The 23,885-nt window shown below is 40.9% G+C and carries 17 protein-coding genes; 12 read left to right on the top strand and 5 right to left on the bottom strand.

Features of this window, described 5'->3' with window-relative positions:
• Window positions 1-183: 183 nt before the first annotated feature.
• The 5 genes from ACRAD_RS06465 to ACRAD_RS06445 all read left to right on the top strand — a co-directional run bounded on the left by ACRAD_RS06465 (window position 184) and on the right by ACRAD_RS06445 (window position 5,527).
• Window positions 184-2,040 (top strand): ABC transporter ATP-binding protein, encoded by a 1,857-nt coding sequence (locus tag ACRAD_RS06465; RefSeq protein ID WP_005014384.1) that lies wholly within the window; start codon window positions 184-186, stop codon window positions 2,038-2,040.
• On the top strand, window positions 2,040-2,489 hold the full coding sequence (locus ACRAD_RS06460; RefSeq protein ID WP_005025818.1) for a MaoC family dehydratase: 450 nt from the start codon (window positions 2,040-2,042) through the stop codon (window positions 2,487-2,489). The genes ACRAD_RS06465 and ACRAD_RS06460 overlap by 1 nt, the downstream gene beginning before the upstream one ends.
• 96 nt (window positions 2,490-2,585) lie before the next feature.
• Window positions 2,586-3,614, top strand: coding sequence for an AraC family transcriptional regulator (locus ACRAD_RS06455; protein WP_005014389.1), 1,029 nt, complete (start codon window positions 2,586-2,588; stop codon window positions 3,612-3,614).
• A 70-nt stretch (window positions 3,615-3,684) separates the two neighbouring features.
• Window positions 3,685-4,059: a glycine cleavage system protein GcvH gene (gene gcvH, locus ACRAD_RS06450; protein WP_005014391.1), complete on the top strand. Its 375-nt coding sequence runs from the start codon at window positions 3,685-3,687 to the stop codon at window positions 4,057-4,059.
• 283 nt (window positions 4,060-4,342) lie between these two features.
• Window positions 4,343-5,527, top strand: a complete 1,185-nt coding sequence (locus ACRAD_RS06445) for an MFS transporter (RefSeq protein WP_005025815.1) — start codon at window positions 4,343-4,345, stop codon at window positions 5,525-5,527.
• A 57-nt stretch (window positions 5,528-5,584) separates the two neighbouring features.
• Here ACRAD_RS06445 and ACRAD_RS06440 read toward each other — a convergent pair whose 3' ends face one another.
• Window positions 5,585-6,631, bottom strand: a complete 1,047-nt coding sequence (locus ACRAD_RS06440) for a 3-deoxy-7-phosphoheptulonate synthase (RefSeq protein ID WP_005025814.1) — start codon at window positions 6,629-6,631, stop codon at window positions 5,585-5,587.
• Window positions 6,632-7,452: 821 nt separating this feature from the next.
• Between ACRAD_RS06440 and hppD the strand changes: the two genes are divergently transcribed.
• Window positions 7,453-8,511, top strand: a complete 1,059-nt coding sequence (gene hppD / locus ACRAD_RS06435; RefSeq protein WP_005014397.1) for a 4-hydroxyphenylpyruvate dioxygenase — start codon at window positions 7,453-7,455, stop codon at window positions 8,509-8,511.
• Between the two features lie 110 nt (window positions 8,512-8,621).
• Here hppD and ACRAD_RS06430 read toward each other — a convergent pair whose 3' ends face one another.
• Window positions 8,622-9,401: an IclR family transcriptional regulator gene (locus ACRAD_RS06430; RefSeq protein ID WP_005014399.1), complete on the bottom strand. Its 780-nt coding sequence runs from the start codon at window positions 9,399-9,401 to the stop codon at window positions 8,622-8,624.
• 471 nt (window positions 9,402-9,872) lie between these two features.
• Here ACRAD_RS06430 and ACRAD_RS06425 point away from each other — a divergent pair, with 471 nt between their 5' ends.
• Window positions 9,873-11,258 (top strand): amino acid permease, encoded by a 1,386-nt coding sequence (locus tag ACRAD_RS06425; RefSeq protein ID WP_005014401.1) that lies wholly within the window; start codon window positions 9,873-9,875, stop codon window positions 11,256-11,258.
• Between the two features lie 93 nt (window positions 11,259-11,351).
• Window positions 11,352-12,566, top strand: a complete 1,215-nt coding sequence (locus ACRAD_RS06420; RefSeq protein WP_005025811.1) for an amino acid aminotransferase — start codon at window positions 11,352-11,354, stop codon at window positions 12,564-12,566.
• A gap of 75 nt (window positions 12,567-12,641) precedes the next feature.
• Here ACRAD_RS06420 and ACRAD_RS06415 read toward each other — a convergent pair whose 3' ends face one another.
• Entirely contained in the window at window positions 12,642-13,751 is a 1,110-nt protein-coding gene (locus tag ACRAD_RS06415) for an S-(hydroxymethyl)glutathione dehydrogenase/class III alcohol dehydrogenase (protein ID WP_005014406.1), read from the bottom strand.
• A gap of 139 nt (window positions 13,752-13,890) precedes the next feature.
• Between ACRAD_RS06415 and ACRAD_RS06410 the strand changes: the two genes are divergently transcribed.
• Window positions 13,891-15,444: a phospholipase D family protein gene (locus ACRAD_RS06410; RefSeq protein ID WP_005025809.1), complete on the top strand. Its 1,554-nt coding sequence runs from the start codon at window positions 13,891-13,893 to the stop codon at window positions 15,442-15,444.
• 97 nt (window positions 15,445-15,541) lie between these two features.
• Window positions 15,542-15,982, top strand: a complete 441-nt coding sequence (locus ACRAD_RS06405) for a hypothetical protein (protein WP_005025807.1) — start codon at window positions 15,542-15,544, stop codon at window positions 15,980-15,982.
• 74 nt (window positions 15,983-16,056) lie between these two features.
• Here ACRAD_RS06405 and aspA read toward each other — a convergent pair whose 3' ends face one another.
• Window positions 16,057-17,511, bottom strand: coding sequence for an aspartate ammonia-lyase (gene aspA, locus ACRAD_RS06400; RefSeq protein WP_005025805.1), 1,455 nt, complete (start codon window positions 17,509-17,511; stop codon window positions 16,057-16,059).
• Window positions 17,512-17,951: 440 nt separating this feature from the next.
• Here aspA and putP point away from each other — a divergent pair, with 440 nt between their 5' ends.
• Window positions 17,952-19,442 carry a sodium/proline symporter PutP gene (putP, locus tag ACRAD_RS06395; protein ID WP_005025803.1) on the top strand — a complete coding sequence of 497 codons (1,491 nt, stop codon included), beginning with the start codon at window positions 17,952-17,954 and terminating at the stop codon, window positions 19,440-19,442.
• Between the two features lie 32 nt (window positions 19,443-19,474).
• On the opposite strand, the gene ACRAD_RS06390 is transcribed toward putP, so the two are convergent.
• Window positions 19,475-19,963, bottom strand: a complete 489-nt coding sequence (locus tag ACRAD_RS06390) for an Lrp/AsnC ligand binding domain-containing protein (protein ID WP_005014418.1) — start codon at window positions 19,961-19,963, stop codon at window positions 19,475-19,477.
• A gap of 136 nt (window positions 19,964-20,099) precedes the next feature.
• Here ACRAD_RS06390 and putA point away from each other — a divergent pair, with 136 nt between their 5' ends.
• Complete coding sequence (gene putA, locus ACRAD_RS06385; RefSeq protein WP_005025801.1) at window positions 20,100-23,852, top strand: trifunctional transcriptional regulator/proline dehydrogenase/L-glutamate gamma-semialdehyde dehydrogenase; 3,753 nt, start codon at window positions 20,100-20,102, stop codon at window positions 23,850-23,852.
• Window positions 23,853-23,885: the final 33 nt, after the last annotated feature.

Raw genomic sequence — 23,885 nt, 5'->3', positions numbered from 1 at the left:
TTTACGCCATTATCTTTTCTCTTATATGGCGTAAAATTAAGTGTAGTACGGCTAAAAAACTCATATTTTGAATATTATTATATGGCGGAATATGGCTAAATTAATGATTGATCAATCTCTATCTCTCCTATAAATTGAATTAAACTTATATTAGTTAATATATTGTATTCAGAGGAAAAAATAATGTTGAAGTGGTTCGAAAAGCGTGTCGATGCCTATCCCACTGAAGGTCTTTACGAATCATTACCAAGAAGGTTTTTTCCATTTATCTGGCAAGCCACTAAAGGCTTGCGTCCTTATATTTTTTTATTAGTCCTTGTAACTGCGGGCGCCGCAAGCTTTGAGGCTTTACTCTATTCGAAAATAGGACAACTGGTTGACTGGCTAGGTACAAGCCAACCTGATACTTTTTATGTAAATCATGAAACCAATCTGCTGATTCTGGCCAGCTTTCTGTTTGCCAACATCCTCTTTGCCAGTATGCAGTCTATTGTTAAGCATCAGATTTTATATAGCAATTTTCCAATGCGTCTGCGCTGGCGTTTTCACAATTTTCTTTTACAGCAAAGTCTCGATTTTTTTCATAATGATTTTGCCGGGCGCTTATCTGCCAAGGTCATGCAAACAGCGTTAGCAGTACGAGAATTCTGGGTTATTTTAGGCGACATGATGGCCTACGTAGTGGTCTATTTCACTACGATCAGTATTGTGTTTATAGGTATTTCACCTGTTCTAATGATACCCCTACTCGTCTGGTTAGTTCTGTTCATGATCGCAGCTTACTACTTTATTCCACGCCTGGGTAAAGTGTCAAAACAGCAAGCTGATGCCCGTGCTGTCATGACTGGACGTGTTACAGATGCCTATACCAATATTCAGACTGTCAAGCTATTTGCACACGCCGGCCGTGAAAGTCGTTATGCCAAAGAGTCCATGATGGAATTTATGGTGACAGTATATCGGCAAATGCGTCTTGGAGCTAAATTTGAAATCAGTGTAAATATGCTGAGTGCTGTACTTTTTCTAGGTGTATTGGGAACAGCCATTCATCTATGGGTAGAAGGTAAAGCCGGTCTTGGAGTGGTTGCCGCAACCACAGCCATGATTATGAAGCTTAACAGTATGGCATTCTTTATCATGTGGCAAATTTCTGCCCTTTTTGAGAATATCGGAACAATTCAGGATGGAATGGGAACTTTAAGCAGACCGGTAGAAATACAGGATAAAAAAGATGCCAAGCCATTAAAAGTAACTGCGGGTGAAATTCGTTTTGATAATGTATCTTTCGCTTATAATGAAAAAAATGTAATTGATCAGTTGAATCTTACCATTCGGCCAGGTGAAAAAATCGGGATTGTTGGCCGTTCTGGCGCAGGTAAGTCAACCCTTATTCAATTGTTGCTGCGGTTTTATACCATTCAAAATGGCCGTATTTTAATAGATGGCCAAGATATCCAGAATGTAACTCAGGACAGCCTGCGCGCTAATATTGCTTTGGTTACTCAGGATACTTCTCTGCTACACCGTAGCGTATCAGAAAATATTAAATATGGCCGGCCAGATGCAACTGATGAGGAAATGTATGAAGCTGTACGTAAAGCTCAGGCAGAAACCTTTATTCCTCAGTTAACTGATCTGGGGGGGCGTCGGGGCTATGATGCGCAGGTGGGTGAACGTGGTGTCAAGCTCTCAGGTGGACAGCGTCAACGTATTGCAATTGCCCGCGTATTCTTAAAAGATGCACCTATTCTGATTTTAGATGAAGCTACCAGTGCACTGGATTCTGAAGTCGAAGCTGCCATTCAGTCAAGTCTAGACGCTCTTATGACTGGAAAAACAGTCATTGCAATTGCTCACAGGCTTTCGACCATCGCCCAGATGGACCGTTTAATTGTACTGGATCAGGGCCGGATCGCTGAACAGGGTACTCATGAGCAACTGATTCAGCAAAATGGTATTTATGCTCAACTATGGCAACGTCAAACTGGTGGCTTTTTAGTTGAACAGCAAATACCAAAGAAAGTTGAGGACACAGAATAATGCCTTATCTGGAAGATTTGCACATTGGTGATCGTTTTATCAGCCGTGAATATGAAATGACTACTGAAGAAATCAAAAAATTTGCCACTCAATATGATCCACAGGTTTTTCATCTGGATGAAGAGCAAGCAAGCCGGCATCCTGTTTTTCAAGGTCTGGCCGCAAGTGGCTGGCACACCTCTGCAATTACCATGCATTTATGGACAGAGTGCTTTCCGGTAGCAGGCGGTTTAATTGGTACCGAAACCAGTTTACGTTGGCCCAAGCCTACCAGACCGGGAGATCTCATTCATGTTGAAGTCGAAATTACAGCAATCATTCCATCCAGAACTAAAAATGATCGGGGTATTGTTACTTATGTCACTCAGGCTTATAACCAATTTCAGGATCTCCTATTAATCTCTACTACAAAAATAGTAGTATTTAAAAAAGCAGCAATTGAAAATTAAGCAACTGATTTGTCCAACAATTCTTCTAGTTTAAAGTTTAATTTCATGCCAAGATGTAAACAGCACGTTGGAAAGCATGAGAGCAATGGATAGCGCATGGAGATAATTTCATCCCGGCAAGATGTGGGTATTCCAGGGGTATATGGCCTGTTATTGCTAGATGTGGTGTCACGCTGGGGCTATAGCGCAGAGACTTTATTTGCCCCCTTTCATTTTAGTAGTGAACAGCTCGCACACCCGGATTACCGTATTCCAACTCCTCTTGCCAACGAACTGATAAAACATGCCTTAAAAATTACAGGCGAGCAATCTTTAGGCTACCATCTTGGTACCCAAATGCGAATTTCAATTCATGGCTTTATTGGCTATGCAATCATGACAGCCAGCAATATATCTGAAGCCCTGGTTCTTGCTGCACGTTTTATTCAACTTCGTATGCCCTTTCTACAGCTTTATTTTTCTACTTTTGGTGATAAGGCAACCCTGCAATTACAGTGTGACATACAACTTGAACCTTTAAGGACCGAAATTATTCTTGCCCTGACTATTGGTATTATCAGTATGGCCAAGGCTATTACTGGCATTAATAACCTTGAAGGAGAAATTGATTTTGATTTTGCCAAACCTGAAGGATTTGACCGCTATTTAGCCAAAATGCCTTCACATCATTTCCGTTTTAATCAGCCACACATACTTTCCAGCTTTGATAAAAAGTTTCTGGGTTTACAGATGGTTAATGCTGACCCGATTGCCAGTCAAATCGCAATTAACCAGTGTGAAGCTGAACTTTCTGCTTTGGGTGAACGCCGACGTCTGGCCATGCGGGTGCGTGATATCCTCACTCATTCAGAACAGCACTATCTTAGTATAGAAAGCGTGGCCGATCGGTTGCATATGTCAGACCGTACCTTAAAACGCCAGCTGGCTGCTGAGGGCACCTCTTTTTCTAGTCTGGTTGATGAAGTGCGCTACCGGCATGCTACATCACTTCTCTCACGGACTGACTATACCCTTGAACAGATTGCCGACGAGCTGGGCTATTCTGACGTTGCCAATTTTAGCCGTGCCTTTAAGCGCTGGAGCGGCCGCAGTCCTAGTAATTGGCGTAAAGATCCGTATTTATAGACTTTAGTTTTTAAACAAAAACCTGTATAACACAAAGCAAAAATGCTTTAAAACTTTTTGAGGAATCGGCATGAATCATCCTTCGGAACTGAAGTATGCAAGTACACATGAATGGGTAAAAATTGTAGGTGATCTTGTGGTTACTGGTATTTCCGACCACGCTCAAGATGCTTTAGGTGACCTGGTCTATGTAGAAATGCCAGAGGTTGGCAGTCAGATTACAGCAGGTGCACAGGCTGGTGTGGTCGAATCCGTAAAAACTGCTTCTGATATTCATGCACCAGTTTCAGGCACAGTTGTAGAAATCAATTCTGCACTTGAAGATGATCCAGACTTTATCAATGAAGATCCGTATGGTAAGGGATGGATCTATAAAATTCGTCCAGATAATATGCAAGATGTAGACACATTACTTTCTAATACAGCTTATGAAGCTGGACTTTAAAAATTAATTTCATCAGCTTCTTTTACATAACTTGAGATTCACTCATACACTGTAGAAGAAGCTGTTTTTGTATTTATATATCATATGTAGCTTAATCGCTATTTCTCATAATCTTGCTTTAGTTCATCGTCTCTATACAATTTACATACTTTCACTTATAATTTACAGGTTATATGACTTTATGACGTATTTACTTTTTATTTATCTCCCTCTTTTCCTATTATAAAAAATATCAATTTCTCTACGTCTCAAGTCATGCTCTCCCGGTTATTATAGGTTTATCATGGCATCCATAGACTCCTCTCAGTTATGGAATAAGTTCTTTATTTTTTGCTTATTCAATAACATGTTTTTGTTCATATTTTATTTCGCACAAACTGCAGTACTACCCGTTTATATTATAAGTGACCTGAATGGTACTGTAGCTCAGGCTGGTTTAGCCATGACTCTATTTATGGTCTCTTCTATTGTAGTGCGACCATTTAGTGGCTTAATCATTGAAAAATTTGGCAAGAAAAAGACCTTTTTAGTTTCTGAGCTGATTTTTTGTCTTTTTTCATTCGCTTATCTTCTGGCAGACAATCTTAGTGTTCTGCTGGTTATCCGTTTTCTGCATGGTATCTGGTTTAGTATTCTTACTACGGTTTGTGTACCGATTGCCAATGACTTCATTCCAGAAAAACGTAAAGGCGAAGGCATGGGCTATTTTATTATGTCAATAAACTTGGGGCTGGTGCTGGGTCCACTTTTAGGGCTTAGCTTGATTCAACCATTAGGCTACACTACCGTCGCGCTGATTTTAGCAACCATTATTTGTCTAGGCTTTGCTTTCTGCCTGCTTATCCCCATTCGCGAAATTAAAAAATCACCTGAAGTTACTGAGAAAAAGAAAATCAGCTTACAGGATTTTGTTGAAAAACGTGCTTTACCCGCTTCCCTGATGGTTATGCTCCTGGCATTTGGTTACTCTAGTATTATGTCTTATATTTCAACTTTTGCTGAAACTAAAGGCTTACTCAGCTCTGCTGGATTGTTTTTTGTAGTATTTGCTGTGGCTATGATGAGTATTCGTCCATTTACTGGCCGACTGTATGATATTAAAGGCCCAAATATCATTATTTATCCATCTATCATTCTTTTTATTATCGGTTTGATACTTCTTAGCCAGATTGAAACTTTAACCGGTCTAATGATCAGTGCAATATTTATCGGTATGGGTTTCGGCTCACTTCAGCCCTGTTTACAAACTTTGGCAATCCAGCGTTCGCCTAGATATCGTATTGGCCATACGACTTCAACCTTCTTTACTTTATATGATACAGGGATAGCATTAGGGGCTGTATTACTAGGCTATGTAGTTGCATTGTACGGCTATACGGTGATGTACCTGCTTTGTGCTTTTATTATCGCTTTAAGCTTGATATTTTATAAGATTGTTGTAGACAGACAGAACCCCCTACAACCCTAAATTTACAGATATAGCCCGTATTCTTTAAGTATACGGGCCCCTGCTCTTATTTATATTTTATACTACACATTCATAGCGCATCTGCTCTGCAACAGAAAGCAACAAGGCAGATGTCTTATCCCATCCCAAGCAACCGTCTGTGACTGACTGACCATATATCATATTACAGGAGATTGCTTGGTTTCCATCTACAAGATGGCTTTCCAGCATTACTCCCCGTACATCAGTTTCACTACGCTCAGCAATAATTTGCTGGAGTACTGAGGTCTGTAATAAAGGATTTTTAGAACTGTTGCCATGACTGCAATCAATAACTAAAGGTGGAAGCACAGCTTTGTGACAGGCACGTATCCGTTCAATTGATGCAAGGTCATAATTAGGGCCTGAATTTGCACCACGTAATATCAAATGTGGTAACTTGTTACCCAGACTGTTTAACATACAAGGTAAGCCATTTTGGCTCATACCCATGAACTGATGGGAGTTTCTGGCTGACTGTATGGCATCTAGTGCGATTTGAATTGAACCATCGGTACCATTTTTAAAACCAATGCTGTACGGCATATGGCTGGATATTTCTCGATGAATTTGTGATTCGCTGGTTCGTGCGCCAATGGCTCCCCAAGCCAATAGGTCATCAAAATATGCCGTAGCCATCGGATTTAAAATTTCGCTCGCAATAGGTAAACCCATACTGATGAGTTGCAGATATAAAGCTCTGGATTGCTCTAAGCCTGACTGCAAGTCTGAAGAACCATTTAAATGTGGATCATATAAAAACCCTTTCCAGCCGACCGTAGTACGAGGTTTCTCAATATAAGCGCGCATGACCAGAAAAATCTGGTCTGAAATTTTAGTTTGGAGCTGTTTTAATTTTTGGGCATATTCGAGTGCAGCAACCGGATCATGAATAGAACAAGGTCCTGTAATTACCATAAGACGAGAGTCTTCGCCTGAAAGAATATTTTGTATAGTTGTACGATGCTCAGCAACTTGCCGGGCTAATGCAGGAGATAAAGAATATTGTGCTTTTAATTGATGAGGCAGGCTTAAAGTTTTTTCTGTTGTAGCCGATTGGTTTAAAGCAGTATTGAGAGCATTCATTGGTTATTCCTCTGGACTGTTTATTTCAGTCCGATGATTTATTTGAGCGTAAGAGATCTAAGCGATTGCATGTGCGGGCCAAAATAAAACCAATAAAAATTGCCAAAATAAGTAAAGTTAAATGTATACATGAGGGAAGCTCCATAATTATCAATCTATAAGACATAAAAAAACCTGATCAGGTTTGCCGATCAGGTTTTAATTTTGATGGGCAACCTTTATTTGCCCGAACGCATTCAGGCAATCATTTAAACTGCCAGAAATAATAATATGCGTTCATAAGTTCAGGTTGCTTTAACATCTTGTACCAATGTTTGAGAAAATATCTATTTTCTAAAATACGCGTACATTGTTTCTTTGACAAGAACTTAAACTAAAAAAATTATTTATTATTAAATAAACTTCTATTTATGATTAAGATTTAATGAATAAAACCTAGATAAAACAATTGATAAACTCTATAAGGAAGAATTTTTAGCCTGTTTTGCCTCAACATGAACTTATATAATTATTGCCCAAATTACAGACTACATAATTTAATTATGTATTGCATAACTTTTTGTTTTGAGTATCATTGAAACAAATGGGATGTAGTCTGTAATTTATCTAGGGCATGGAAATAAGCAATAGAATTAATTATGGGACATTCTGAAAATTTCACTAAAAATTTTAACTCTGTAACAGGCTCGGATGCTTAAGAGTAGAAAAACATATTTGAGTATTTCTATATTTCCAATCCGGATTCATGTTCAGAATTAAAAATAATTTCAGGTAGAAGGCAAAAGCTGAACAGGCTTTTGAACACAACAAGAGGAAGTTGTATGAACGTTTTAGAAAATCCTTTAGAACTCTGCGGATTTGCTTTCATTGAATTCGTATCGAAGGATGGTGAACTAGATCAGGTGTTTCAAACGATTGGTTTTACTAAAGTAGCCCGCCACAAGTCTAAGAATGTTTATTTATGGCGCCAAGGCAATATCAATATTATTTTAAACTATCAGCCAGAATCATACGCATCTTATTTCTTTAATGAGCATGGCCCTTCTGCCTGTGCTATGGGTTTTAAAACTAAAGATGCTGCAAAGGCTTATAAAAAGGCGCTTGAGCTGGGCGCTGAACCAATGCTAAACAAGGTAGGTCCAATGGAACTGAATATCCCGGCGATTAAAGGGATTGGTGGTATGCCAATTTTCCTGATTGATCGGGATATTTACCAGAGTGACTTTGAGTTCCTAGAAGGTGTAGATGCAAATCCGGTTGGAACTGGTCTAAATGAAATTGATCATTTGACCCATAATGTTTATAAAGGCCGTATGGAATACTGGGCTAATTTCTATGAAAAGATTTTCAACTTCCAGGAAATCCGCTATTTCGATATTAAAGGCGAATACACTGGCTTAACATCAAAAGCCCTGACTGCTCCAGATGGCATGATTCGTATTCCATTAAATGAAGACAGTGATAAAGGAAATGGCCAGATTGCCGAATTCCTGGCTGACTTTAATGGTGAAGGTATCCAGCATATTGCATTCATCACAGATGATCTGGTTTCGACTTGGGATAAGCTACATGACTTAGGAGCCAAGTTCATGACGGCGCCACCAGAAACCTATTATGAAATGCTGCCTGAGCGTTTACCAAATCATGGTGAACCAACAGAAGAGCTGAAAAAACGTGGCATTTTACTAGATGGTAATACTAAAGACGGCGAAAAACGTCTTCTACTTCAGATCTTTTCTGAGAATATGATCGGACCAGTCTTCTTTGAATTTATTCAGCGTAAAGATGACGACGGTTTTGGTGAAGGCAACTTCAAAGCCCTGTTTGAATCAATTGAACGCGATCAGATTAAACGTGGTGTACTCAGTGTAACTGATTAATTTATAATCCCTATGTTTAGAGAATGCAGGAGTTTTTCCCTGCATTTTTTGATATTTTTATAAAATCAAGAAGGCGCTCTAATAGCGCCTTCTTGTCTTTAACCAGTTAGTTATCTTTCACGGATGTACTGGTTAATTGATTCGGCCATCTGCTTTAAAAATATAATTTTTTCATGGTTCGCTTGAATGGGCAGCATATCTTCACTATCAATTACCACAATACAAAACTCGATAGCATTGTAAGTATTAAAAATAGGTAAACCAACTGCATTAATCCCGGTCAGAAGATCACCTTGTGCCACCGACATTTTTTGTGCCTGTATCTGATTCTTTAATATTAAGAACTCTTCCCAATTTTTAGGGGAAAGTGTTTTATTTGATGAGGTATGTTTTTTCCACTCTTCTTCCATAAGTGGCCGCACCAGATGTTCAGGCAAGTAAGACGCATAGATCCGGCCCGCAGCAGAGTTGACTAATGGCATGATTGAGCCTACACGCGTCACGATCGATACCGGATGCAACGATTCAATTGACTGGACAACCAGAGGGCCCCGCGGCGACCATTTACTAATCTGAATACTTGAACCGATTTTGCCCTGCATTTCATAAATCTGGCTTTGAACCAGTTGCAAGGTGTCCGTATGCTGGATACAACGTAAACCTAGACGCCATGCTTGTTCACCAAGGCCATACTGGCCATCTTCAAGCTGTCTGGCATAATTCATGCGTATCAGACTGGCCAGATAACGGTGGACTTTAGCAGGATGCATGCCGAGTTTGTGTGAAAGGTCTTTCAGCATGATGGGGTTATTATGTTCTACCAGTGAATTGAATACGTGTAGCCCTATTTCTAGAGACTGAACACCACCAGAGACCTTTTCTTCACTCATGTTTTAACCCTTTTCATCCTTTTTAAATATCCGTCTTCGCTCGTCTATTCCGGTTTTTCATGCTGAGACTTTAGCAAGTTTCAGCCTGCCTGATCATAGAGAGTTCATTATTTTTTAGCAATCACCAAGCCCGACAAAGCTGGAAAAAACTGAAAAATATAGTTTTCTTCTTTAAAGCTGAATGTTTTAGCTCATTACAGACTTGGCCAAAAGAAAAAATTTAGCGTTGAGTAACTTTTCTCATGCCATATAAAGATACAGGCTCAACGGCAATTAGAATAAAATTTATGAATAATTTTTATTTATTAAAACAATAACTTATTTTTATATAATGGCTAACCCAACAATATAACTAGACTTTTCAGTCAAAAATTTAAAAAATCGGCTATGTTCTCAAGGTTTAAATTATGTTATACGTAATTAAGTATAAAATTATTACGAATGCGAAAAACACAAGGAAGAAAGGATCATATGGATAATCCTCAACAAGGTGATTTAAACGCAGGTTTAAAGAATCGTCATATTCAGCTGATTGCTCTTGGAGGAGCAATCGGTACCGGTCTATTTCTGGGAATTTCTCAAACAATTAAAATGGCCGGCCCCTCAGTTATTCTGGGCTATGCAATAGCAGGACTGATTGCTTTCCTGATGATGCGCCAGTTAGGTGAAATGATTGTAGAAGAACCGGTAAGCGGTTCATTTAGTCATTTTGCTTACAAGTACTGGGGAAAATTCGCAGGATTTATGTCTGGGTGGAATTACTGGGTACTGAACGTACTGGTGTGTATGGCAGAACTCAGTGCAATTGGTCTTTATATCCACTACTGGTGGCCTGAAATTCCAACCTGGATGACCGCCTTAGGCTTTTTTATTCTGATCAACGGCATTAACCTGCTTCATGTCAAATTTTTTGGTGAAATGGAATTCTGGCTCGCTATTATCAAGGTGGTGGCGATCATTTGTATGATCGGCTTCGGTAGCTATCTGCTCACTACCGGTAGCGCAGGACCACAATCGACCATCAGCAATCTTTGGGCACTAGGTGGGTTTTTTCCGAACGGCATCAGTGGTCTGGTTATGGCCATGGCTGTAATCATGTTTGCTTTTGGTGGTATTGAACTTGTCGGTATTGCTGCAGCAGAAACGCACGAACCCGGGAAAACCTTGCCTAAAGCTATTAACCAGATTGTCTACCGTATCCTAATTTTTTATATCGGTACTCTCGTAGTAATTTTATCGCTATTTCCATGGAACAAAATGGCCGAAGGCGGCAGTCCGTTTGTGCTGATTTTTGATTCTCTTAACAGTCAGGGAGTTGCGACTGTACTGAATTTTGTAGTACTGACAGCAGCAGTTTCTGTTTATAACAGTACCAGTTACTGTACCAGTCGCATGCTGCTCGGTCTGGCCAAACAGGGTAATGCACCTGAGTTTTTGAGTAAAATTAACAAAAATGGTATTCCGGTGCCGGCCGTACTAATCTCTGCTTTTGTTACCCTGCTCTGTGTACTGCTCAATTACATGTTTCCAGAGAAAGCGTTTAGTCTGCTGATGATGCTGGTTGTTGCTGCGATCGTTATTAACTGGATGGTCATTTTTATCACTCACTTAAAATTCCGCAAACAGATGATACGTGAAAACAAAACCACGCAATTTCCAAGTTTGGCTTATCCATTCACAAACTATCTCTGTATAGTCTTTATGATTGGTATTTTAGGCATTATGATAATGACGCCAGATATGCGTATTGCAGTTATGATGATCCCAGGATGGCTGTTGTGCCTGCTGATCGCCTATCAGATTAAAAAGCGCAAGGCACTTCAACGTCATAATATGGTTCTGGAAACTGACACCTGAGCCAGTAAATCCCCTCCAGAACATGGATGATGGACTGGAGCAGTTTTTAACAGAGTACAGTTAGAAGGCTGTACGACTTAAGGAAGTAATTGAATGTTTGAGCATGTAAATCCTTATCCGGGTGATCCGATTCTGTCTCTAATGGAAGAGTTCAATACGGATGCCCGTACAGACAAGGTAAACCTGAGTATTGGACTTTATTATAATGAAGACAGTATTGTGCCACAGCTCGAAGCCATTAAAACAGCGTACAAGCATATTGCCAAGCTGAACGATACGACCAAACTGTACCTGCCAATGGAAGGCTTCAAACCTTACCGTGAAGCCATTCAAAACTTGCTGTTTACTGAAAACAGTCCGGCTCGAGCTCAGGGACGTGTTGCTACAATTCAAACATTAGGCGGATCAGGTGCTCTTAAAGTAGGTGCAGATTTCCTTAAGAAATACTTTCCTGAGTCTGAAATCTGGGTAAGTAATCCAACTTGGGATAATCATGTAGCCATCTTCAATGGTGCAGGTATCAATACACATTACTATCCATATTTTGATGCTGAAACCCATGGTGTGGACTTTGCGGGTATGCTAGATACCTTAAAGCAACTGCCAGAACAAAGTATCGTATTATTGCATCCATGCTGTCATAACCCGACTGGCGCCGATCTTGTTCCTGTACAGTGGGATCAGGTAATTGAAGTATTAAAAACAGGAAACCTGATTCCGTTTTTGGACATTGCCTATCAGGGCTTTGGCCACGGCATGCAAGAAGATGCTTATCTGATCCGTGCACTGGATCAGGCAGGAATGAACTTTATTGTCAGCAATTCATTTTCCAAGATTTTCTCGCTATATGGTGAACGTGTTGGCGGACTTTCCTTTGTCTGTGACGACCAAGAAACAGCTCAGCGCGTTCTGGGCCAGCTCAAGGCTACCGTTCGCCGTATTTACTCTAGCCCCCCTACAACGGGTGCATTACTGGTTGAAAATGTGCTCAATGATGAAGAACTACACTCCCTTTGGCTGACTGAAGTTGAAGGTATGCGTACCCGTATCCAGAAAATGCGTCAGATTCTAAAAGATGAATTAAGTCGCGCATTACCAAATCAAGACTTTAGCTACTTGGTAAACCAGAACGGTATGTTTAGTTATACCGGGTTGACTGCTGAACAGGTCGATCTGCTTAAGGAAAAATACGGTATTTATCTGGTTCGAAGCGGACGTATGTGTGTTGCAGGTCTAAACCAGAAAAATATTTATTATGTGGCTGAAGCAATGGCTGCTGTTTTGAAAAAGAGTTTAGTCACTGTTTAATTTTAAATAAATAAAAAACCGGGAAAGTTCCCGGTTTTTTATTTTTTAGCTTATAAAGTTTAGGTTTGCCTAGAACTAAAAATGAATCACTGTACGGATAGATTTACCCTCATGAAGTAAATCAAAAGCTTCATTAATTTTACTCAAAGGTAAATTATGCGTGATGAATGGATCAATTTTAATTTCACCACGCATTGCCTGCTGTACCATACCTGGTAGCTGGGTACGCCCCTTGACGCCACCAAAAGCCGAACCACGCCATACCCGGCCTGTTACCAGCTGGAATGGACGGGTACGTATTTCCTGACCGGCGCCGGCAACGCCAATAATGACTGACTCGCCCCAGCCTTTATGGCAGCATTCCAGTGCAGCACGCATGATGTCTACGTTACCAATACATTCAAAGCTATAGTCAACTCCTCCATCAGTCATCTCAACAATGACTTCCTGGATAGGCTTGCTATAGTCTTTCGGATTGACAACATCAGTCGCGCCCATTTCCTGAGCCAGTGCAAACTTGTCCGGATTAATATCAATTGCAATAATACGGCCAGCTTTGGCTTGCACTGCACCCTGAATAGCTGCCAGTCCAATTGCACCTAAACCGAAAATCGCGACAGTCGCACCTTCTTCAACTTTTGCCGTATTATGTACTGCACCGATTCCTGTCGTTACACCACATCCGAGCAGGCACATTTTTTCAAGTGGGGCTTCCGGATCAATTTTAGCAAGAGAGATTTCTGCTACTACAGTGTATTCACTGAATGTAGACGTACCCATATAATGATAAATAGGCTCACCATTATAAGAAAAGCGGGTCGTACCATCCGGCATTAAGCCTTTACCTTGAGTTGCACGAACTGCCTGGCACAGGTTAGTTTTGCCTGAAGTACAGAATTTGCACTTGCCACATTCTGCAGTATAGAGCGGAATAACATGATCACCGGGCTTCACCGAAGTAACCCCTTCTCCGACCTCAACTACAATACCGCCACCTTCATGCCCTAGAACCGCTGGAAAAACGCCTTCCGGATCTTCACCTGATAAAGTAAAAGCATCAGTATGGCATACACCAGTGTGTGTAATTTTAACCAGTACTTCACCAGCTTTTGGCGGAGCAACATCTATTTCAACAATTTCCAGGGGCTGACCTGGCCCAAATGCGACTGCTGCACGTGATTTCATTACATTTTCATCCTGTAATCTGTAAGGCTGACTGAAAAATTAATACCTAACAGTAACTCTAATACGCTAAAACATTCAAGTATTTACTCAGGCATGATGTTATCTTAAATGTGAAAGAGATACGTGACACATAATTAAAATGCAATTAGATAATCATCTGAAAGGTATAATTATTGGTATGACATTGACGGGTTTAACTGGCTGTGAGCTCCCTCCCAATATCTCGGAATATACGGAGCATAAACATACGCCTTCTCGCCCCTGGATTAATGATGATGCTAAAGACGAAAAAATCCGACAGGGACTCACTGCCTATTTGGCCATGGAAGATGCATTTAGTAGTATAGCATCACGTATCCACCTGATTCGTAATGCAAAAAATACTTTAGAATTACAGTATTATATCTGGAATAATGATTTTATTGGGCACCTGATGTTTGCTGAACTCCTAAGAGCAGCTGATCGTGGTGTAAAAATAAAGCTTTTAATTGATGATCAGAATGGTACACAGCTCGACCCGACTTTAAAAGTACTCAGTCTGCATCCAAATTTTGAAATTAAAATATTTAATCCTTACAAATACCGGCATTTGCGGGTATTGGACTATTTTTTTCGCATGAAATATGTCAATCAGCGTATGCATAATAAACTTATTATTGCTGATGGAGTCATGGCCGTAACAGGTGGACGGAATATTAGCCGCGAATACTTTGATGCGAGTCAGGAATTCCAGTTTACCGACATGGACATTCTGTTTTCTGGTAAAGCTGTTGAGCAGGCTAATCAAGTATTTGCAGAATTTTGGCTGCATGAATTGAGCTACTCATCACAACAGCTGCTCGGTTTCGGTACGGTTGACCAGTTAATTGCATTACGTAAAGAATATGACCTGATTGAAAATTCTCGCAACCCGACGGAAGAACGGATTTCTCAGGCTCAGGAACTGATTAACCAATATTTGCAGGAACGCCCGATCAACTGGGCCAAAGCATATTTTGTAGCAGACTCTCCCAAGAAAATTAAAGGACTAGCAACTGGCAATGAACTGATTTATAACCAGATGATTTCTATATTGGGTGAGCCTAAAAACCATCTTGAACTGGTTTCAGCTTATTTTGTACCTACAGAAATCGGTCAGAAGTACCTTTCTAATATTTCTAAAAATGGAATTAATGTCAGAATTTTAACCAATTCTCTGCCAGCCAATGATGTTGCTTTGGTCCATGCCTTTTACGGAAAGTACCGTAAAAGTCTGCTTGAACATGGTGTACAGCTTTATGAATTTAAGCCTTATCAGGAGCGAAAGCGTCGTACCTGGTATGAAGTCGCCACCGGTAACGTAATACCCTCCAAAGGCAAGAACAGTTCCAGTTTGCATGCTAAATTTTTTGATGTAGACGGCAAGGTTTTTATTGGCTCATTCAATTTTGATCCACGTTCAGTTAATCTGAATACAGAAGTAGGCTTGGTGATTGAATCTGAAGCTTTACAAAAACAGATTACATTAAATCTCGATAAGCACCTTCCCCAGATTGCTTATAAGCTCAAATTAGATCAAAAAGGTAACATTGTCTGGTTAGAACAGAAAAAGGACGGCAAAGTGATAGAACATCAGAATGAACCCGGGACTAGCCGTTTTCAGTGCTTCATGATGGATACAGTCTCAAGACTGCCTATTGAATGGATGATGTAAGTCTGATTTTCAAAATTTGCATTTATATACTGTAAAAGTTGTGCCTGACGACCTGATCTTTTAAGATGGCCACTTTTACAGTTCACATCTCCCCGTAATGCAATTTTTTGATTTAAGCCGGCAATTTAATTTAAATGATATTTTGACGCCCAAGAAAACTCTGGATGACTTAGGTGGACAGGAATGGTTCCTGAGCAAAATCCGTGTGGAATATGACTGCCTGGCTTCCGATAGTAATATTCTTGAAGGTCAGGCTATTTTAAAATCCAGTGAAAATATCCAGATTGAGCTAGAGTGGGTAATTGTCGATACAGGTTATGAGCTGCAAATACTTTTTAAAGGTATTGAAGACTATCGCAATGAACACGTTATAGTGACAGTTAAAGGCGCCCAGCTTGTAGAACTTTCTGGAGAACCATTAACCAGCCAGGCTTTGGCATTATGGATTGAGGGGACTTTACTGATAAAGCTCCCTCATATTCGCCGTGAAATTAAAAGCCGGTTAAATCTATGGGATTATATAGAATATCAGGATTAACCTGATTAATATAAAAGGATAGCTGCATGGGCTATCCTTTTGAATTTTAAAAATACTACTTTTACCTAAATTATTTAGCTTACCTGGTCTAATGTTTGTGAAACACTTCCGGACAATACTTCACTCACCAGATTTTCAAATGAGAAAATTTCTTCCAGCTGTTTTTCGGTCAGCAGTTTTTTCTCTAAAACTACGTCCTGAATTGTACGATTCTCAGCAATACACTGCTTACCGATTTCATCACACGCACCATGACCAAGAATCGGTTCAAGCAAGGTAATTATTCCAACACTGCGCATTACTGCTTCGTAGCAGGTCTTTTCATTGGCATGAATGCCCTGTATACATTTTTCATCCAGTGTTTTTATGCCTTGGGTGAGTAGCCCGATTGATTCATTTAAGGCTTGCGCAATGACAGGCTCCATGACATTAAGCTGTAACTGGCCTGCTTCAGCAGTAAAGGTAATGGTTAAATCATTACCTATAACCTTAAAAGCAATCTGGTTAACTACTTCAGGAATCACAGGATTTACTTTAGCCGGCATAATAGATGAACCTGCCTGCATTTCAGGTAAACTGATTTCAGCTAGTCCGGTACGTGGTCCCGAACTTAATAAACGCAGGTCATTACAAATTTTTGATAGTTTGCAGGCCAGACGTTTTAAACTGCTCGACAGAATAATAAATACACCACAGTCACTGGTTGCTTCTACATAGTCTTCTGCTCCCGAAAGCGGCAGACCAGTAATTTCCTTTAAGCATTCTACCACTTTAGCCGCATAACCCTGTGGCGTATTTACACCGGTACCAATCGCTGTTGCACCCAGGCTAATTTCCAATAATAGCTGGCGCATCTTTTGAATTAAACGTACATCTTCTTTGAGCAGAGTAGCAAAAGCACGAAACTCCTGTCCTAGGGTCATAGGTACTGCATCTTGCAGTTGGGTACGTCCCATCTTTAAGACAAAACGAAATTCAGTTGCCTTATATTCAAGTGAAGTAATTAAATTTTCGACCTGCATAAACAGTTGATCTAAAGCATAGTAGGTCGCAACTCTTAAGGCAGTCGGATAGACATCATTCGTTGACTGTGATTTATTCACATGGTCATTGGGATGAATAATATAGTATGAGCCCTTGTCATGACCGGTCATTTCTAGCGCCAAGTTGGCAATTACCTCATTGGTATTCATATTAATAGAAGTACCAGCGCCGCCTTGATAGACATCTAGCGGGAAATGTTTTTCCCAATTCTCTGGAGTATCAATTAGTTCTTGACATGCTGCCTGAATGGCCTGACTCTGCTGTTCGGTAAGTTTTCCAAAAAACTGGTTAGCTTGTGCTGAAGCTTTTTTTACCTGAGCCAAAGCGCGGATGAAATGGTGCTGTTCACCTATTTTCTGCTGAGAGATCTGAAAGTTTTCTAAGGCTCTTAAAGTATGAATGCCATAGTAACTTGAAGAAAGCACCTCTTTGGTGCCTAATAAGTCCTTTTCGGTGCGAAACCTGTTGTTTTGTCCAATATTCATTCCGTTAACTCTTAAATTGTGCACAATTATAGTGCAATAGAAGTATAATAGGACTTGTTATAATTTTCACTACTTACAATATGAAACATTTGGAAAGTTTTTACTAATTTTTATCAAGTTCTGCAACTAACGTAATTTTATGTAAATTTTGGCAGAAATTTGAATTTTCTATTTGAAGCGCTGTATAAAAGTTAAATTTTTTCACTATTTTACATTAATGCAAAATTGTAGTTATAAGTTTAAAAATTAATCTTTATAAATCACTATAATAAATTTATTGTAACTAAAGTTACACAAAGTAACATTTTGCATGTAAAATTGTATTACAAATGTAACAGTACAAAAATCACTTTTGTGCTTGAATCACAGCCTTTCCAGGTGAATCAGATATAATGCGCTATTTGCTGGAATGCACATATACAGCATAAGGACAGGCAGGCATGGAACAGTTTAACCCTACCCTCATCACATTTATATTTTATATCATCGCTATGGTAGGTATAGGTTTGTATGCCTATAAAGCCACAAGCGATTTTTCAGATTATATTCTCGGTGGTCGAAGCCTCGGCAGCTTCGTCACCGCTCTTTCAGCCGGTGCTTCAGATATGAGTGGCTGGCTACTCATGGGCCTTCCAGGTGCAATCTACCTGTCTGGACTTTCTGAAGCATGGATTGCCATCGGCCTAATTATTGGTGCTTGGCTAAACTGGCTACTGGTTGCAGGCCGTCTGCGGGTACATACCGAAGTCCAGCATAACGCTTTAACTCTTCCAGATTATTTCACTAGCCGTTTTGCAGACCACAAGAAAATCCTGCGGATTACATCAGCAATGATTATTCTGATTTTCTTCGCAATCTACTGTGCTTCAGGTATGGTTGCAGGTGCACGTCTATTTGAAAGTATTTTCGGAATGTCTTACCAGACTGCTCTATGGATCAGTGCTATTGCAACTATCAGTTATGTATGTATTGGCGGATTTCTGGCTATTAGCTGGACTGATACATTCCAGGCTGGCCTGATGATTTTTGCTTTACTACTAACACCCGTAATTACATTTTTAAGTATTGGCGACACTACTCAAGTTATGACACTGCTGGAAACTGCTCGACCTGCTGCATTCGACATGTTCTCCAATTTGAGCATAGTGGCTATTTTATCTCTCATGGCTTGGGGTCTGGGTTATTTTGGCCAGCCGCATATCCTTGTACGTTTTATGGCAGCAGATTCAGTCAAGTCAATTCCGGCTGCACGTCGTATCGGCATGACCTGGATGATTCTATGTTTAGGCGGTGCAGTTGGAGCAGGTTTTTTTGGTATTCCCTACTTTGCACAGCACCCTGAACTTGCAGGTGCAGTGACTCAGAATCCAGAAACTGTATTTATGGAATTAACCAAGATCCTTTTTAATCCTTGGGTAGCAGGTATTATTCTTGCTGCGATTTTAGCAGCTGTGATGAGTACATTAAGCTGCCAGTTACTGGTATGTTCAAGTACTTTAACTGAAGACTTTTATAAGACTTTCCTACGCAAAAATGCTTCTCAGAAGGAACTGGTTTGGGTAGGCCGCCTTATGGTTCTGGCAATTGCAGTGTTGGCGATTATTCTTGCAGGTAATCCAGAGAGCAAGGTTTTAGGTTTAGTTTCTTATGCATGGGCAGGTTTTGGTGCTGCATTCGGTCCACTCATTATTCTGTCTTTGTTCTGGAAGCGCATGACTCTAAATGGTGCTTTAGCCGGAATGATCACAGGTGCAGTGGTAGTAATTTTATGGAAAAACCTGTTTGCTGAAACTGGTATCTATGAAATTATTCCTGGTTTCATTTTGGCGTGGGCAGTGATCATGCTGGTCAGCCTGATGGGTAAAGTGCCAGGTCGCGAGGTGACTGATCGTTTTGAAGAAGCTGACCGTCTGTATCATGAGCAGAAATAAACCGGTTATCCATATCTAAAACAAAGGGGCTTTTAAGCCCCTTTATTTTTAACTGCTGTTTTACTTTTAAGCTTTAATCGGGTTGTGGTTTTGAGCTCTTCCATCACCGGATAACTGCGTGTTTCCTTTACGCCTGGCAGTTGCCAGAGCACCTGTCCTGCCATTTTACGAAATTCTTCCATATTGGCACTGCGCACCTTAAGCAGAAAGTCGAATCCTCCACTCATTAAATGGCATTCAGAAATTTCCGGATAGTCCAGAATTGCCTCTTCAAACTCTTCAAGAGCATTTGGGGTTGTCTTGTCCAGCATCACCTCGACAAAAACAACAAAGCCGGCATCCAGCTTGTTTGGGTTAAGTTTAGCTTCATAACCAAGTATATATCCTTCCTTGGTAAGCTTTTGTACCCGTGAAATTACAGCTGTGGGAGAGAGGTTAACTAACTCAGCCAGTTTACTGTTGGCAATACGTCCATCACACTGTAATAGTTCAAGTATTTTGAAATCTGTACGATCCAGCATAATTTCCTGTCTTCCATGAATAATTCACTAAATTATGAACTATTTTTAGTGAGTTATTCGCTATTTATTTTGTAATTATAAAATTATCTAAAGTGACTGATCATCACAGTTTTTAATATTGTCATCGGATACTGACATGAATGTAATGGATACATACAGCGCTCGGGAAAATGCCCAGCCACACTTCGGCTACATCACTGCTTTCAAGGAAAAAAGCAATTTTGAAGAACAGATTAATACTGCCTGGCGCCGTGCGGAGCCTGAAGCGGTAGAAGAGCTATTACAGGCAGCTGAGCTTTCTGCAGAGCTGGACCAGAAAATTTATGAACTGGCTTTTAATCTGGCACACAGTTTACGTGACCGTAAATCAGGTTCGGGCAAGGCTGGAATTGTACAGGGACTTTTACAGGAGTTTTCTTTATCTTCGCAGGAAGGTATTGCACTGATGTGTCTGGCTGAAGCTCTTCTTCGTATTCCAGATACAGCTACCCGGGATCTGCTCATCCGTGACAAGATTAATCAGGGCAACTGGAAAGAACATTTGGGCCAAAGCAACCTGATGTTTGTAAATGCGGCAGCTTGGGGGCTAATGCTGACCGGTAAACTGATGGAAACACCAACCCGTACCAGCCTGTCAAGCATCCTGACAGGTATTCTGGCACGTAGCGGGCGTGGCATTATTCGTAAAGCTGTTGATGTTGCCATGCGTATGATGGGCGAGCAGTTTGTAACGGGTGAAACCATTGGTGAAGCACTGAACAATGCAAAATCACTTGAAGATAAAGGTTTCCGCTATTCTTATGACATGCTGGGCGAGGCTGCCCTCACAGCTGAAGATGCTGAACGCTATTATGATGATTACAGCCAGGCCATTCATGCAATCGGTCAGGCTTCTAAAGACAAAGATGTATATGATGGCCCGGGTATCTCAATCAAGCTTTCTGCCCTGCATCCGCGTTATCAACGTGCTCAGGTTACCCGAGTACATGAAGAGCTTTATCCTAAGATTCTCAAATTAGCCGAGCTGGCCAAAGGATATAATATTGGCCTGAATATTGATGCTGAAGAAACTGAACGTCTGGAACTGTCTCTGGAACTATTAGAACGTCTATGTTTCGAGCCATCTCTGGCCCAGTGGAAAGGTATTGGCTTTGTTATTCAGGCTTACCAGAAACGCTGCTTCAATCTGGTCGATTATCTGGTTGATCTGGCAAAACGTTCTGAAAAACGTTTGATGATCCGTCTGGTTAAAGGTGCTTACTGGGATAGTGAGATTAAAAAATCCCAGATTGAAGGTATGTCGGACTATCCGGTATTTACTCAAAAAGTCCATACTGACCTGTCTTATATTGCATGTGCTAAGAAACTTCTCGCCGCGCCTGAACAGATTTATCCGCAGTTTGCCACACACAATGCGCAAACACTGGCAACGATTTACCAACTGGCTAAACCGGAACAATATTATCCGGGTCAGTATGAATTCCAATGTCTGCATGGTATGGGTGAGCCGTTATATGAACAGGTAGTAGGTTCACGTCAGGATAAAAAACTGGGCATTCCATGTCGTATTTATGCGCCTGTCGGCAGCCATGAAACTCTTTTGGCCTATCTGGTACGTCGCCTGCTCGAAAATGGCGCCAACACTTCATTTGTAAACCGTATTGCTGACAAGAATCTGAGCATCGAAAGCCTGATCCGCAATCCTGTTCAGGAAATTAGAGAGACTGCAGCCTTTACCGGAAAACTGGGACAGAAACATCCTTCTATTCCTTTCCCTCAAGATTTGTATGGCAATCTGCGTCACAATTCTAAAGGTCTGGATCTGGCAAATGACCAGGTATTGAAAGCTCTAAATGATGCAGCAACCCGTTTTCATGATCAAACCTGGTCTAGCCAGCCTATGCTGGGACAGGAAATTGATTCCAGCCTGGAACGTAGTCTGGTCACGGTATTAAATCCATCTTCTCATCAGGATATTGTGGGTTATGTACATGAAGCAGAAGCTCAAGATGTAGAACTGGCACTGACTCTGGCACAAAAAGCTGAATCAGACTGGGCAAATACCACACCGGTCCAGCGAGCAGGTATGCTGAAAAAAGCAGCCGACCTGATGGAAAAACGTATTCAGGAGTTACTGGTTCTTCTTTCTCGTGAAAGCGGTAAAACCTATGCAAATGGCCTTGCTGAAGTTCGTGAAGCGGTAGATTTCCTGCGTTATTATGCTACTCAAATGGAATCAATTGCGGCTCAGAGTGTAGTCACACCGCTGGGTACCGTTTTATGTATCAGTCCATGGAACTTCCCGCTGGCAATTTTCAGTGGGCAAATCGCTGCGGCACTGGTGGCCGGTAATTGTGTAGTTGCAAAACCGGCAGAACAAACTCCTCTCATTGCTGCTCTTGCTGTTGAACTGCTATGGGAGGCTGGTGTTCCTCATAGTGTGCTACAGCTTATGCCAGGCCGTGGTGAAATTGTAGGGGCATTACTTAGCCAGGATGCACGTATCCAGGGCATCATGTTTACCGGCTCAACTGAAGTTGCCAAGATTCTGCAAAAAACTGTATCAGGTCGTGTAACCCGTCATGGTCAGCCAGTGGTATTCATTGCTGAAACAGGCGGTCAGAATGCGATGATTGTGGACTCCTCTGCCCTAACTGAACAAGTGGTGCTCGATGTCTTGAGCTCAGCCTTTGATAGTGCCGGCCAACGCTGTTCCGCACTACGTATTTTATGTGTGCAGGAAGATAATGCAAAACCGCTTTTACATATGCTAAAAGGTGGCATGCAGCAGTTACGGGTTGGCAATCCGGTTTATCTGAATACAGATATCGGACCGGTAATTGATCAGGAAGCAAAAACCAATATAGAAAATCACATCCAGAAAATGCAGAAACAAGGTTACCCGGTATACCAGTTTGCGCATAATCCGGAGCAAAACCAGTTCAAAGATGGGACTTTTATTCTTCCAACACTTATTGAGTTACCAAACCTTAATGAACTCAAACGTGAAGTCTTTGGACCGGTATTGCATGTAATTACCTACAAACAGGGCCAGCTTGCACAGTTACTTGATGCCATTCATGCTAAAGGCTATGGCTTGACTATGGGTTTACATACACGCATTGATGAAACAGTTCAAACGGTTATTCAACATGCAGAAGTAGGCAACCTTTACATTAACCGTAATATTGTAGGTGCCGTGGTAGGTGTACAGCCTTTTGGCGGAGAAGGTTTATCTGGTACAGGGCCAAAAGCGGGCGGTCCGCTCTATTTATACCGCTTGATGCAAGATTGTCAGCCTAAAAAACTGGAACAGCCGTTTGCAGTACAGACGGTGAACCATACAAGTGCTAATCCGTTATATGTCGATTTTCTGGCTTGGGTAAAACAGAATCTGCCACAATATACTTTGGGCCAAGAGCAAAGCTTCTTTGCAGGGAAAGTATTTGAATTGCAGGGACCAACCGGGGAATCAAATCAGTATGCTGTGTTACCACGTAAAAGAACTTTAAGTCTGGCAGAGAGTGAGCAGGAACAGATTGCTCAACTTATTGCAATTTTCTCGGTAGGTAGTCAACCAGTTTTACTTAAAGGTAATGACTTCTATCAAAAACATGCAGCCAGGTTACCTGAAGTTATACGTCAGCAATTCCACATCATTGAAAATATTCAAACTGGTGATTTTGATGCTGTGTTACATCATGGTAGTCAGAACCAACTCATGAATCTGCAGAAACAGATCGCACAGCGCGAAGGTGCAATTGTTGGAATTACTCACTTAGAGCCGCAACAGTTACAGATTCCGGTTGAGCGTTTAGTTATTGAACGTGCAATCAGTATTAACACTGCTGCTGCAGGTGGTAATGCCAGCCTGATGACGCTGGTATAAGCTGGCTATAAAAGTCTAACAAAAAGGCGGTCT

The organism is Acinetobacter radioresistens DSM 6976 = NBRC 102413 = CIP 103788 (assembly GCF_006757745.1).
Taxonomy (GTDB): domain Bacteria; phylum Pseudomonadota; class Gammaproteobacteria; order Pseudomonadales; family Moraxellaceae; genus Acinetobacter; species Acinetobacter radioresistens.
Note: the sequence above shows the minus strand (reverse complement) of the source record. Positions and strands in the feature narration are given on the sequence as shown.